Annotated in this window: 9 protein-coding genes and 1 tRNA gene; 5 read left to right on the top strand and 5 right to left on the bottom strand. The window is 66.4% G+C overall.

Annotated elements, in window-relative coordinates; all coding sequences use genetic code 11:
* Nucleotides 1–255: 255 nt before the first annotated feature.
* Nucleotides 256–332: transfer RNA gene (locus K340_RS0122030), tRNA-Pro, on the bottom strand.
* Between the two features lie 219 nt (nucleotides 333–551).
* The gene (locus K340_RS32400; protein ID WP_051267202.1) at nucleotides 552–1484 is read right to left on the bottom strand and encodes an EamA family transporter; all 933 of its coding nucleotides are present in this window, start codon (nucleotides 1482–1484) and stop codon (nucleotides 552–554) included.
* Between the two features lie 71 nt (nucleotides 1485–1555).
* On the opposite strand from K340_RS32400, the gene K340_RS0122020 reads away from it, so the two are divergent.
* Nucleotides 1556–2461, top strand: a complete 906-nt coding sequence (locus K340_RS0122020; RefSeq protein WP_029138277.1) for a LysR family transcriptional regulator — start codon at nucleotides 1556–1558, stop codon at nucleotides 2459–2461.
* A gap of 54 nt (nucleotides 2462–2515) precedes the next feature.
* On the opposite strand, the gene K340_RS32395 is transcribed toward K340_RS0122020, so the two are convergent.
* On the bottom strand, nucleotides 2516–3301 hold the full coding sequence (locus K340_RS32395) for a TetR/AcrR family transcriptional regulator (RefSeq protein WP_161632162.1): 786 nt from the start codon (nucleotides 3299–3301) through the stop codon (nucleotides 2516–2518).
* A 107-nt stretch (nucleotides 3302–3408) separates the two neighbouring features.
* On the opposite strand from K340_RS32395, the gene K340_RS32390 reads away from it, so the two are divergent.
* Nucleotides 3409–4941 (top strand): MFS transporter, encoded by a 1533-nt coding sequence (locus tag K340_RS32390; RefSeq protein WP_084614761.1) that lies wholly within the window; start codon nucleotides 3409–3411, stop codon nucleotides 4939–4941.
* Between the two features lie 18 nt (nucleotides 4942–4959).
* Here K340_RS32390 and K340_RS32385 read toward each other — a convergent pair whose 3' ends face one another.
* Nucleotides 4960–9561 (bottom strand): glycoside hydrolase family 2 TIM barrel-domain containing protein, encoded by a 4602-nt coding sequence (locus K340_RS32385; RefSeq protein ID WP_051267199.1) that lies wholly within the window; start codon nucleotides 9559–9561, stop codon nucleotides 4960–4962.
* A gap of 252 nt (nucleotides 9562–9813) precedes the next feature.
* Here K340_RS32385 and K340_RS0122000 point away from each other — a divergent pair, with 252 nt between their 5' ends.
* From K340_RS0122000 to K340_RS36115, 3 genes are all read left to right on the top strand, one after another.
* Complete coding sequence (locus K340_RS0122000; protein WP_029138276.1) at nucleotides 9814–10350, top strand: methylated-DNA--[protein]-cysteine S-methyltransferase; 537 nt, start codon at nucleotides 9814–9816, stop codon at nucleotides 10348–10350.
* Between the two features lie 85 nt (nucleotides 10351–10435).
* On the top strand, nucleotides 10436–10567 hold the full coding sequence (locus tag K340_RS37345; protein WP_281170752.1) for a hypothetical protein: 132 nt from the start codon (nucleotides 10436–10438) through the stop codon (nucleotides 10565–10567).
* On the top strand, nucleotides 10564–10731 hold the full coding sequence (locus tag K340_RS36115) for a hypothetical protein (protein ID WP_154674425.1): 168 nt from the start codon (nucleotides 10564–10566) through the stop codon (nucleotides 10729–10731). Before K340_RS37345 ends, K340_RS36115 begins: the two co-directional genes overlap by 4 nt.
* A gap of 2127 nt (nucleotides 10732–12858) precedes the next feature.
* Here K340_RS36115 and K340_RS0121985 read toward each other — a convergent pair.
* The gene (locus K340_RS0121985) at nucleotides 12859–13296 is read right to left on the bottom strand and encodes a YdeI/OmpD-associated family protein (RefSeq protein WP_029138275.1); all 438 of its coding nucleotides are present in this window, start codon (nucleotides 13294–13296) and stop codon (nucleotides 12859–12861) included.
* Nucleotides 13297–13481: the final 185 nt, after the last annotated feature.

Raw genomic sequence — 13481 nt, 5'->3', positions numbered from 1 at the left:
GCAGGTCATCGGCATGGCTGGTCGGCGGCTTCCGCATCCCGGGCCGGCCCCGCCACATCGGCATCGGCAGAACCCACGCCGGAACCTACGTCACACTCCTGATCCAGCACCTCGACATCACCATCGCCGAGACCGCCCCGGCCGAATCCTCCGCCAACTCACCCTCGACCCCACCCGCGACTACCAACCCCAAAAACACGACACCGGACCTACGAAAACGTAGGTCCGGTGTCGCCGATGTCCCGAGACATCACATGGTCGGGCTGACAGGATTTGAACCTGCGACCCCTTGACCCCCAGTCAAGTGCGCTACCAACCTGCGCCACAGCCCGTTACTGCGTTTTGGTGCTCACCCGTCGACAGCCTGTTCAGGCGGAGCACCGACATCAGACTCTACTACGAGTTCACCCGGCTCCTGCGCCGCCTCCATCGACCTGCTGGCGAGCGGGCCGCCGCCCGCTGACGGCCGGGCCTCGCAACGCAAATAGTGGTTCGCAGGGTGAACTTCCGTTGCGAACCACTGGTGGCGTTGCGAGGCTTGCCGCGGCACCCTACCCAGAGCGGGCTGCGCCAACATCCGGGCGGGCTGGGCTGGAATCGAGCGGTACCCGACCCGCACCGGCACGGCCTGTGCTGGCCAACAACACTCCCGCCACCACCACCCCGCCGCCGATCAACTCCCCCGCACTGACGGACTCGTGCAGCACCAACCAGGCCGCGCTCATCCCGATCACCGGCACCAACATCGAGAACGGCGCCACCACGCCGGCCGGATGCCTGGCCATCAGCGCGGTCCAGATGCCGGAACCGAGCACCGTTCCGATGATCACCGTGTAGGCAAGACCGACCAGGGCGCCGACGCCACCGGGGGCCCCGAGGGTGGTCAGCGAGGTACCGATCCGGTCGGGACCCTCGACGATCAGCGCCAGTGCCAGCATCGGAACCGGCGGGATCACCGACATCCAGAGCGTCAGGTGCAGCGGATTCGGTGGCTTCGCCTGCCGGCTGCAGACGTTGCCGATGGCCCAGCCGAACGCACCGGCGAGAGTGAGCAGAAACGGTATGACGCCGGCATTCTCGGCTCGCTGCCAGCCGACGACGGCCAGTCCGGCGACGGCCAGCAGCACCCCGGCCATCGCTCGGCCGCTGACCCGTTCCCGCAGGAATGTCGCACCGAGGATCACCGTGAACGGGGCCGACGCCTGCAACACCAGCGAGGCGAGGCCGGTGGGCATCCCGGCCGACATGCCCCAGTAGAGGAACAGGAACTGCAGGGTGCCGAACCCGATGCCGTAGCCGATCAGCCAGCGCGCCGGCACCGCCGGACGCGAGACGAACAAGATCGTCGGCACGGCGATCAACGCGAACCGCAGGGCCACCAGGAACATCGGCGGGAAGTGCACCAGGGACGCGTGAATGGCGATGAAGTTGACTCCCCACATCGCGGCGACAGCGATCGCAAGCAGGCGGTGACGAACAGGCATGGGTCCATCCTGAAGGACGGGACTGTTCAACACCATCGATATCTACTACACCAACTATGTAGTCTTGCTACATGGACGTCCGGCATCTGGAATTGCTCCGCGAGCTGGCCGACCGCGGCAGCGTGACGGCTGTGGCGCGGGCCACCCACCGCACCCCGTCAGCCGTCTCCCAGCAGTTGAAGGCCGCGCAGCGGGAGTTCGGCCTACCGCTGGCCGAGCCGGCCGGACGCGGCCTGAAGCTCACCGAGGCCGGCCGGGTACTGGCCGACGGCGGCCGACAGATCGCCACCGCGGTGGAACGGGTCAGGGCGGACTGGGATGCCTACCGAGGGCAGCCGAGTGGCCCGGTGAGCATCGCGGCACTGCCCAGCGCAGCGGCCTTCCTGCTCCCCGGCGTCATCGACGATCTCGGCGACGTCCCGATCACGCTGCGGTGCACCGACATCGACATCGCCGAGGCCGAGTTCGGCGGCCTGGTCGTCGACCACGACATCGTGATCGCGCACAGCCTGACCAGCAGGGCACCGGCCGGCACCGAGGGGCTCGTCACCGTGCAGTTGGTCCGCGAGCCGCTGGACATCGCGATGGCTGCCACCCACCCGTTGGCCCGCCAGAAGTCACTCCGGCCGAGGGACCTGATCGATCAGGAGTGGATCGGGGTGCCGTCCGGCTTCCCGTTCGACACCGTGCTGCTGGCCATCGAGCGGGAGACCGGTATCGCACCGAGGGTGGCTCAGCGGCTGCGGGACAACCGGCTGATCGAGTCGTTGGTGGCGGCCGGCCGGAAGATTGCGATCCTGCCGAGGTTCACCACGCCCACCGACGGCGGCATCGTACTGCGGCCACTACTCGATATCCCGTCCGGCCGTTACATTTTCGCGGTGGTGCGCACCGATCGGGCGCAACGGTTGGCGGTCCGTCGGGTGGTCGATGCGTTCGTCAGCGTGGCGGCAAGGGTGGGGCGGGAGCAGGCCTGATCCGACCGGCCCACCCGCCGATGCCGCCCGCCCCGCAGCTGCCGCGGCTCCCGATCAGCCGTCGGCCGACCGCCGCGCACTCATCCCGGCGACGCCCTCGATCATCAGCTCGAGGCCGAACTCGAACCGCTCGTCGCTGCCACCGTTCGTCATCACCGCGACGTGGTCGATCAGGTTCGGGTATCGCTCGTGCGGCAGGCCGGCGAAGTACTCGCGAATTCCGGCGATCCAGTCCTGGCCGTGTTCGTATGTGCTGCGACCATCACTGCCGGCGGCCGCGGCGAACTTCTTCGACATCAGCCAGCCCTCGAAGGCATCGGCGCCGATGTACAGGGCGAGTCGGTCGATCAGCCAGGAGGCGATCTGCGGCGGAACCCCGCCGGTGATCATCGCATCCAGCAACCGTTCGGTGATGTCCAGCATCCGGGGGCCGGAGGGAATCTCGGCGAAGCTCAACCTGGCCAGATCCTGGTGCTGCGCATAGGTGCGGTAGACCTGCATCGCCCAGGTTCGGATGACGTCCTGCCAGTCGTCGCCGTGCATCTGCGGAACCTCGAGGTCAGCCATCACCGACTCGTGCACCATCGTGAGCACTTCCTCCTTGCTCGCGACGTAGGCGTAAAGACTGGCGGCGCCGGTGCCCAACTCCGCCGCGATGCGGCGCATGCTGACCGCCTCCGTGCCCTCGGCGTCGATGATGCCCAGCGCTACCTCGACGATCCGCTCCCGGCTCAATTGGTTACGCGGCCGCGGCTGGGGCCGGCGCGCCTGCCAGGGCGGGAACGGAAACCCCTCGTCCCCAGGGGCGACGTCGGCGATCCATCGATTTCCACGGCTCATACGAACACTGTACTTGACACGAACACTGTTCGCTTGTAAAACAGTGTTCGTCATAGGAACAGCGTTCGTCTCGAACATCGTTCGTCAAGATTCTCTGGGAGACCGTCATGACCACTGTTTCCGGCGCACCGGGCCGCACCCTGGAACCCGCGCCCTACCGTTGGCGCTGGGCAGCGCTGTTCGTCGTCCTCGCCGCCGAGGTGATGGACCTGCTCGACGCCCTGATCACCACCATCGCCGGACCGACCATCGTCCGCGACCTCGGTGGTGGCGACACCTTGATCCAATGGCTGTCCGCCGCGTACACCCTGGCGATGGCCACCGGGCTGCTGATCGGCGGCCGGCTCGGCGACATCTACGGCCGCAAGCGAATGTTCAGCATCGGGATGGCCGGCTTCACGGTGTTCTCGGCGCTGTGCGCCTCGGCCACCTCCCCCGGCATGCTGGTGATCTGCCGAGTGCTGCAGGGCCTGTTCGGGGCGATGCTGCTGCCGCAGGGACTCGGCGTCATCAAGGAGGTGTTCCCGCCGAAGGAGGTGGCGAAGGCCTTCGGCATGTTCGGGCCGATCATGGGCCTTTCCGCCGTCGGCGGCCCCATTCTGGCCGGCTGGCTGGTCGATGCGGACCTGTTCGGCCTCGGCTGGCGGGCGATCTTCGCGATCAACGTGCCGATCGGGCTTGCCGCGGTGCTGGCGGCGCAGAAGTTCCTGCCGACGAACCGGCCGCGCCCGACCCTGAAGCTCGACCTGCCCGGCGTGGTGCTGGCGGCCGCCGGCATGTTCCTGTTGGTGTACCCGCTGGTGCAGGGCCGTGAGCACGACTGGCCGGCCTGGTGCTTCCTGATGCTGGTCGGTGCGGTGGTGGCATTCATCGCCTTTGCCGTGCTGGAGATCCGTCGCGACCGCAAGGGTCGCCCGACCCTGGTGGTGCCGAGCCTGTTCGCCAAGCGCGCCTTCACCGGCGGTCTGCTCACCGGCCTGGCCTTCTTCAGCGCATTGATGGGCGTCGGCCTGGTCTTCACCCTCTTTGTGCAGTACGGATTGGGCTTCAGCCCGTTGAAGGCGGGCCTGGCCGGCCTGCCACAGGCCATCGGCATGATGGCCGGATTCGGTGTGGCGCAGGCACTCAACGCCAAACTCGGCCGTCGGCTGATGCTGATCGGCTCGACCGTGGTCGCACTCGGGATGGTCGGATTCGTGCTGACCATCAGCTGGGCGGGGGCCGGCATCGGCCTCTGGTCGATGGCACCCGCGCTGTTCGTGGTCGGCATCGGGATGGGGATGACGATGGCGCCGTTCTTCGACATCGTGCTGGCCGGCGTCGACGACGACGAATCCGGGTCGGCCTCCGGCACCTTGACAGCGGTGCAGCAGATCGGCGGCGCGGTCGGTGTCGCGGCACTGGGCACCATCTTCTTCAGCGCCCTCGGCCACAGCTCGGCCAGTACTCAGGTCGGCGCCTTCGGTGGCGCCGCCCAGGCCACGATGTGGGCGGCCGCCGGCCTGGTCGCGATCTCCTTCCTGCTCACCTTCCTGCTGCCCAAGCACGCCCGCCCGCAGCACAACGAGCTCGATGGCGACGACCTCGGGGTACCAACTTCGACTTCGTCACCCACGGGTGGTGGGGCGAAGACGAAGTAAGTACCCCGAAGAAGACGGTTACCGCACCGTCAGCGTCGCGTGGCCGGTGGAGCGTTGGATGCTCGGATCGGTCGGGACGAAGGTGGCGATGCCTACGGCCTTCGTCCCGGCCGGCACGGTGACGATCTGCTTCGCCACACCCTTGTCCCCCGGCGCCAACTCGACCTGGCCGACCTTGTCGCCATTCAGGTTGAACGACACGGTGCCGACGGCCGGCAGGACCGTTCCGGACGCGACCCTGGCGGTCATCGTCAGCGTGCTGGCCTTACCCGCCTTCTTCGCCGACAACGTCAGCTCGGTGACCGAGAGTGCCTTGTAGATGCTGACCTTCAACGGATCCGAGGCTGACGAGTGATGAACCTTCGGGTCGTCGGGAGTGAAGGTGGCCACCACCGCCGGGGACCCGGCCGGCTGATCGTGCGGGACCGCCACGGACGCCCTTCCGGTGGCGTCCAGCACCACCGTCCCCCAGGACGTGTCCCCCGAGGTGAACTCCACCGAGCCGGTCGGCGCCGAATCGTCCTCGGTCGTCACCGTTGCGGTCAGCGTGATGTCGGCCTTCGAGCCGTATGTCTTGGACGCCGGGACGGCGGTCAGAGTGGTGCTGGTGGCCAGCACCGGGTCCGACGAGGTCGGGGTGCGGGCCAGATCCAACGCCGCACCGAGGTTCGTCAGCGGCCGCAGCCGGTAGCTGTACTGATAGTCCTTGTCCGGGAAGAGCTTGTACTCGTCGTGGGTCTGGGCGCCCCAGCTGTTGTCGCCACCGACCCCCATCTGATGCAGGTTCAGCCGCAGGATCACGTCATCCCGAGGCGTGAGCTGGTAGTCGTGCCGCGCTCCCGACGACAGGTCTTCGGGGGTGAAGTGCGAGGCGTTGACCTCCAACGGTTCTGCACCGGGCAGCGGCTCGGCCGCGGCCAGCAATCCGATCCCGTCGTCGTTGGTCAGCGCGACCCAGCGGACGTCGGTCTTGTTGCCGTTCTCCTGCGGGCGCAGGTACGGCGTCCACTGGTCGTCAACGGTCGAGTGGTACCGCCCGATCAGCGAGCCGGTCTTGCGGTCGACCATGTTCTCCTGCGGCCCGCGGCCGTAGTAGTCCAGGTTCTCGAACTCACCGGGGACCGACAGCAGCATGCCGACCTCGGGGATGTACGGCAGCGTCGAGGCGCCCGGATGGAACCCGTTGTCCACCTTCACCTCTCCGTTGCCGAACACGGTGTAGGTGGTGGTGTAGGTCGAGACCGTCGACGTCGGCAACGTCCCGGTGACGGCGATGGTGACCGCCCGGTCGCGCAACTTTGTGACGGTGACCCCGGTGACGGTGCGGTTGTCACCGGCATGACGCCAGGTCGCCTGCCTTGATGGCTGCCCGTTGCCCACGTCGTTGTCCGTCGGTGCCCGCCAGAAGTTCGGCTGCGGACCGGATTTCACCAGCTGCACCCCGGCGGCGGTGTACGAGCTGATGGTCCCGGTGGCCTTGTCCACGGTCAGCGCAAAGTCCTGGCCGGTGACGGTGACCGCCGCCGCCGTGTCCTGCGAGGTGACCGCGGGGACCGCCGACAACGGCTGCTCGGTGACGGCGGGCGCGTTGAGATCCACCGGGATCTGGTCGGCGGCGATCTCATAGCCGGCGGCCGCCCAGGGCAGGTCGGCCTTGGTGGTGAACGACAGCTCGATCCGATACTCGGTGCCGGGGGCCGGATCTGCCGGCCGGGTGAACGGAATCGTCAGCTGCCCGGTGGCACCGGGAGCCACGTCCAACTGGTCGGCCGTCAGCGTGCCCTGCTGGACCGCCTTCCCGTCAGCCGTCAGTCGCCAGGTTCCGGTGTAGGCGTTCGCGTTGGTGAACAGGAACTCGTTCTTCAGCTTCACCTCACCGGCCGCCGGATTCGTTCCGGCGGAGGCGTTCAGCTCCTGGTAGACCTTCTTCACCTCGATCGCCTTACCGGCGATCACCCGGTCGGGGCTGACGATGCCGTCGCCGGAGAACGCGCCGTCGTTGGGGTTGTCGCCCCAGTCGCCGCCGTAGGCCAGGTAGGTCGGCTGGTCCGGCTGGATCTCGGCGTAGTGGGCGGTCGGCGCGTCGAACCACAGCTGCACACCGGAATCGGACGAGGTGCGATCGGCGGTCTGCAGCTCTGTGGCGGTCAACGCCCGGTCGTACAGCCGGGCCGTCCGGATGGTGCCGGCGAACACCCGGCTGGGGTTCTCGGCGTCGGTGCCGATGGCCACCGGCGCACCGTTGCTCTCCGGCACAGCGGTCGTGTCCGTGGTCGCCACCTGCAGGCCGTCGATGTAGAGCCGCAACTGGTTTGCCGCATCGTCGAAGACGCCGGCGACGTGGTGTTCGCTCCCTACCCAGTCGGCCGGCAGATCCGCGGTGGCCGCGATCCACTTACCGCCGGCATGGATGAAGAATTCGAGCGTGTCGTCGGTCTGCTTGAGCGCGTACTGGGTGTCGCCCTTGGCCAGGATGGGCTGATGGCCGCCGATCGCGGTCGGCGTCACCCAGGCCTCGACGGTGAGCGAGGAGTTGATGTCAAGGCCGTCGGACTGGCCGAAGGTCGCCGAACCGTTCAGCCCGGTCGTCGGGTCGAAGGACGCGGCCGGGGCCAGCTCGCCGGTCAACGCCGACGGTCCGGTCTCGGTGATCTGCTTGCGAACCGGCGTCCTCCAGCGCAACGCCTGGTCGACGAAGTCCCAGATGAAACCGCCCTGCAGCACGGGGTTCTGCCGGATCACGTTCCAGTAGTCGGCGAGGTTGCCGGTGGAGTTCCCCATGCTGTGCGCGTACTCGATCATGATGTACGGCCGGGTGTCGTTGGGGTCGTCGGCCCGTTGCTGGATCCTGGCCGGACTCTCGTACATCGCCGACCGGATGTCGCTGACCTCGGGCCGGTTGTCGCCCTCGTACTGCACGATCCTGGTCGAGTCGTAGGACTTGATCCAGTTGCGCATATTGACGAAGTTGCTGCCGCCGCCGGCCTCGTTGCCCAGCGACCAGATGATCACCGACGGATGGTTCTTGTCCCGCAGCACCATCTGTTGGGCCCGGTCGAGGGTGGCGGCCGTCCAGTCCGGGTTCGACGTCGGGTACTGGTCGCGGATGCCGTGGGTCTCCAGGTTGGTCTCGTCCAGGACGTACAGCCCGTATTCGTCGGCCAGCTCGTACCAGGTCGGGTTGTTCGGGTAGTGCGAGGTCCGGTCGGCATTGATGTTGAGCTTCTTCATGATCGTGATGTCCTTGATCATGTCCGCCTTGGTCAGCGCCGTGCCGTGGTCCGGGCTCATCTCGTGCCGGTTGGTGCCGCGCAACGAGATCGGCTTGCCGTTGATCTGCATCAGGCCGTCCCGCATGGTGAATTCGCGGAAGCCGATTCGGTTCGACATCGTCTCGATGATGGCGCCGGACGGGTCCTTCAGCTGCAGAACCGCGGTGTACAGGTTCGGGTGCTCGGCCGACCAGAGCGCCGGCGCACTCACCGGTTTGCTCGCGGTGCCGGAGACGTCCTGACCGGCCGGGTTCGCTGCGATGTCCAGGCTCTGGGCCAGTGGCGCGTCCCAGACGGGTTTCTTGTCGGCGTCGTACAGCTGGGTCTCGACGGTGTAATTCCCGGTCGCGGCAGCGCCGTAGTTGCGAAGGTTCGCGGTGACGCCCAGGTCGGCGTTGGTGTAGTTGTCCCGCAGCGTGGTGTCGATCCGGAAGTCCCGCAGGTGCACGGTCGGGGTGGAGAACAGGTAGACCGACCGGAAGATGCCGGACAGCCTGATCATGTCCTGGTCCTCCATCCAGTCGCCGTCCGGGTACTTGTAGACCTCGACCGCGATCTGGTTGCTGCCCGGGTGCAGGTACTGGGTCAAGTTGAACTCGCTCGGCGTGTACGAGCCCTCGCGATAACCGACCTTGACCCCGTTGACCCAGAGGTAGAAGGCCGCCTTCACCCCTTCGAAGTGCACGAAGGTGGTCCGGCCATCCCAGTCGGCAGGCAGATCGAAGTTGCGCCGGTACTGGCCGACCGGGTTCACCTTGCTCGGCGCCCGGGGCGGCTGGGCGTTCTCGTTCTGACCGTTGGCGCCCCACCACGGGTAGGTGATGTTGACGTAGATCGGGTTGTCGTAGCCCGACAGCTGCCAGTTGCTGGGCACGGCGATCGAGTCCCAGCCGCTGTCGTCGACGTCAGTCGCGAAGAAGTTCAGGTCACGGTCGGCCGGCTTGTCGACGTGCTGGAACTTCCAGGTGCCGTCCAGCGACTCCCGAAACGGTGAATCGGTCCGGTCGGCGGCCAGCGCCTGATCCAGCGAGGCATAGGGCATCAACGTCGAGTGAGCCGGCTCGGAGTTCACCTGGTAGATCGGAATGTTGTTGTCCCACTCCGGGTATCCGTTCACCGGCGGGTCCCAGTCCGGATTCGGATCGACGGTCGGCGCCAGATAGCCGGACGCGGCAGCCGGCGCCGCCGCAGTCTGCCGCGCCGGCCCGGCTTGCTGCGCCGGGCCGGCTTGGGCCAGGTCTGCTCCGTTCGCCGCGGCCGGCGCCATCGCCACCACGAGGGCGACGGCGGCGACTGCGGCCGTGCCCCAGGTGCGCTTCCTGCTGATGATCCCGCCCACGGTGCGCATGGCATCTCCCTCGTCTGACGACAATGTCCGGCGCGAGTGACGGGGGCCCGATCCACCGGGACAGGACCCCACCACCTGCCCGGTCACCATGTCGTAAAAGGTTCGATGTTGGCAATATCTGTTCGAAAGTGCGCCCGTTCGGAGCATCCATGTTGCGGTGCGTCACCGTCGGGCGCTGTCCAGGGCACAGCGCTGCCGCCGAGAACGGCGCTGTCGGTGACACCGGGCAGAATCGACGCCGGAAGGAGAGCCATGTCGAACATCTCGATCGCCTCACCCATCGGGCCGCTGTCGTTGTCCGCGGCGGACGGACACCTGACCGGGGTCGCGTTCGTCGGCAATTGGTCGCCGGACGCCCGCGGATCCGCCGTCATCCCCTCCGCCGACAGTGAGGTCTCCGGAGTCGCCGGATCCGATTCGACCGAACCGGTGCTGGCCGAGGCGGCCCGTCAACTCGCCGAATACTTTGCCGGCAGCCGCACCGAGTTCGACCTGCCGCTGGCCGCCGAGGGCGACGCCTTCCACCGCGGGGTCTGGCAGCTGATCGCCGAAATTCCTTATGGCGAAACGGCTTCGTACGGTTCGATCGCGCTGCGACTCGGCGGGATCCGACTCTCCCAGGCGGTCGGCAGCGCCACCGGCGGCAATCCGTTGGCGCTGGTGGTGCCGTGCCACCGGGTGGTGGGCAGCGACGGCTCGTTGACCGGGTTCGGTGGCGGCCTTGATCGCAAGCGCTTCCTGCTGGCGCTCGAGGAGAGCGACGAGATCAAGGCGTCCAGGTTGTTCTGACGCGTCCCCCGGGGGTTCGCGAAACCGGCTCATCCCGGTCCGGTCAACCGACCTTGTCGACTCAACCCTGGCCACGCCCGAAGACGTGGATCTCATCGCCACCATCACCGACCTGGACTACGTGCACGCCTACGAAGAAACCCTGACCGCCGAATCGGTGGAGGCCATCGACTTTGTCGAGGACACTGAACACAGCGAACCCGAGGAGACGCCATGACGATCACGGACCCGAAGCCGCAGGCCACAACGCCGCGCAAGGTCATCCGCGTGCCCCGCAACGTCATCGAGGGCGCCAAGCTGCAGGTCACCCTCGATCGTCGCCGTGGCCGCACTACCTCAGCGATCATCCGCAAGATCGCAGAAGCGAAGCCCGCGCGCTGACCTCGCATCGAACATTAGTTCTATCTTGGCATGTGGAATACCTGAACCAACTACCCCACCCAGCAACCAACCGCTTCGGCCGGCCGGTACGAGCTACCCGGTGATTCTGAGGCTCATCTGCCCTGACGGCGCCGAGGAATTGGCGACCCGGCAAGTCGGTCAAATGGACCGACTTGCCGGCGAGGTACTCGTCAGTGGGGAAGCCACTCCCGGCGATCCCCGATCACTCGTGCACGCCTGGCTACGCCACGAAGACGTCGCCCGGGTACTTCGCCGGCGGCCAACCTCTGCCGATGATGCTCCTATATCTGTCAACGCCGAACCGCTGACCCAGCCCCCCAGAACCCGAAACGAATGAGAAATGATCACCACCGGCGGGTATCACGCTGCAACGGTCACGCCACGAACGGTCGGGGCTGGGCGACGCCGCCGTTGCGTTGCGGCCTCCATATCACACTGTTACGCGGCGCTGGCCGGCGGGGGATCCTGGCCGGCGCCACGTCGGGATCGGGGAGGATTGGCCATGAGAACTGACATCAGTGGGCACGACGGAGTGAGCCGCTCGCACCGAAGGGTGAATCCGAGCATCTCCAGAATCTTGATTCTATTCGGATTGCTTGTCGTCGGGAGCACAATCGTTAATCTGCCTGCGACCGCGAGTGCCGCCAACACACCCGACCCGGACTGTAGAATCACCGTGACGTACATGCCAGATCCAGCTCAATCTCCGATGCTGCGACAAGCGAAGCCTGCACTTACCAACCATTCATTCGGCTGCGAGAACGGTGCATATGTTGGCGTCCGTCCGCTCGGAGAGCCGATCAACGGTGGACACATCATACTCGGTCCCAATCAGGGCTATGAGACCACGGACCCGTCAGGTGGAGACAGGTTCACGGTCCAGCTTACCAAGATTGCTGGGAGTCCTCCCGGCCAAGGCAAACTTGCATTCGGCTACATATTTAGCGCAATGCATCGTGCTCAAGCCACAAGCCAGGTAACACCGTACCTGCTTTGGTCGGACAACAAGACCAAAGCTTGCCGATACGCAGACATTCATCCCATCTCGTACACCTTTCACTGGAGCTGTGCCACGATGCAGGGCGCATCGGGAGGGCTGAACGGGACAATGAAGTACACTATCCCGGGGTACCAGGCGATCGTCACGTTCTCATTCCGGATCGGAATGCTGAGTTGGGCGTAGAGAACGTTAGCCGTTGGGGAGTGCCGTCGCCAACTGGCCGATGGAGCCAATCACGCGACCCGAGTTTGGGCAAACCCAGGCGGGTTGAGCATCAACAACTCTTGCGCTGAGCGGGTGAGTATCGGGGTGTATTGGGCAGTTGGGCCAGTTGGTCGCGTGTGTCCCCCGGGATTCATCAATCTCCCATGACTGTATCTGGTCCGTGACAAAGACAATTTGCTCGGTCCTCGTAGTTGACCGATGGATGTAGATTCCTACGGCACCGCCATCGTTGCTTTGAAGATATGCCGAGGGCGTTTCCGGGTCACCGGTCCAGCACTGATCTGAAACAACGGGCAAAGTGCGGCCGGTGCTGACGAGATCGTCGGACACCGGTTTCATGGCCATGGTGAGCGCGCTATCCATCGCCTTAGCATATCGAATCGGTCCGCACCACGGCGATCTGGAACGTCGTGCTGCGTCACGGGGATCGGATCGGGTGCTGCCACTTCCGCCGGAGGTTTCGGCCGTGTTCGCCGACCTGCGTAGTCGTGGCCCATGAACGCTAGGCTGTCGCAAGCCAGTTGCGGTATTGGTCGGCGAGTTGGTCGTGGCGTAGGCATCGTTGCCTGCGGCCACCGATGGTGCTGGTTTACGCCCCACTTCTGCGCGCTGTCAATGGACCACTGGGATCTGGCGCCGGCCAGGGTCTCAACTCCCCGGGTCGGGGATACCTACAGGTGGGAGATGGTGACGGCGTGTGCTGTCGGGTCCACGGTGATCACCGGGAGACCGCGGCGCATCTCCTCCCCGACGGTGGCGCAGTGCCGCCGGCGCTGTGGGCGCGGTCGTGCGCGGGTCGTGCGCGGGTCGTGCACAGCGATGAGCGCGTCGCTGTTGCGGGGATCAGCCTGTTCCGGTCGTGCAGCAGTCGCAGTGCCCGGTTACGCGACGCAGGCCGCGACCGCTGCCGCGATGCGCTTGGCCCGGGTCTCCGGCTTCTTGGCCTCCTCGATCGATCTGACCCACTCCTTGCGGTGGGTATAGGCCATCGCGTCGAATGCCTCGCGGGCGCCGGCGGTCGCCGTCAGCGCGTCGGCCAAGTCGTCGGGGACCTCGACGGTGCGGGGCGCGGTGTCCAACTCGATCGTCACCTCGACCGCGTCGCCGGCCGTCAACCCCGATCCGGCCCGGTGCTCCGCCGAGACCCCGAGCCAGAACTCGCCGCCCATCAAGGCGATCGAGTTCCGGTAGCTGTACTCCCCCAGGGTGACGACGACCTTGGGTCGCCGCCCGCCACCGAGTTCCTCGACCAGGTCCGCCGGCACCCTGATCCCCGTGGTGTTGGCGCCCGTCGCCTCCAGCTCCGCCCGGAATTGCATGTCCCACCGCACCTTTCGCCGATGGCATCCACCCTAGCGGGGTCGATCATGAAGCGCTGCCCACGCACCGCCCTTCGCGATGATCATGATGCGTTGCCCGGCGAATCGGACAAATCTCCGGTCTTGCGGGCAGTGGGCCACGATCAACACGGATCACGGACCACGGATCGACACCGGTCACGGAC

Origin of the sequence: Nakamurella lactea DSM 19367, from assembly GCF_000426645.1 — a bacterium.
Lineage (GTDB): Bacteria > Actinomycetota > Actinomycetes > Mycobacteriales > Nakamurellaceae > Nakamurella > Nakamurella lactea.
The sequence above is the reverse complement of the archived record's forward strand: the minus strand, read 5'-3'. Positions and strand labels throughout refer to the sequence as shown.

Excerpts from the sequence above, each read along its gene's own strand:
- K340_RS32400 (WP_051267202.1), bottom strand. The coding sequence starts at position 1,484 with ATGCCTGTTCGTCACCGCCTGCTTGCGATCGCTGTCGCCGCGATGTGG.
- K340_RS0122020 (WP_029138277.1), top strand. The coding sequence starts at position 1,556 with ATGGACGTCCGGCATCTGGAATTGCTCCGCGAGCTGGCCGACCGCGGC.
- K340_RS32395 (WP_161632162.1), bottom strand. The coding sequence starts at position 3,301 with ATGAGCCGTGGAAATCGATGGATCGCCGACGTCGCCCCTGGGGACGAG.
- K340_RS32390 (WP_084614761.1), top strand. The coding sequence starts at position 3,409 with ATGACCACTGTTTCCGGCGCACCGGGCCGCACCCTGGAACCCGCGCCC.
- K340_RS32385 (WP_051267199.1), bottom strand. The coding sequence starts at position 9,561 with ATGCGCACCGTGGGCGGGATCATCAGCAGGAAGCGCACCTGGGGCACG.
- K340_RS0122000 (WP_029138276.1), top strand. The coding sequence starts at position 9,814 with ATGTCGAACATCTCGATCGCCTCACCCATCGGGCCGCTGTCGTTGTCC.
- K340_RS36115 (WP_154674425.1), top strand. The coding sequence starts at position 10,564 with ATGACGATCACGGACCCGAAGCCGCAGGCCACAACGCCGCGCAAGGTC.
- K340_RS0121985 (WP_029138275.1), bottom strand. The coding sequence starts at position 13,296 with ATGCAATTCCGGGCGGAGCTGGAGGCGACGGGCGCCAACACCACGGGG.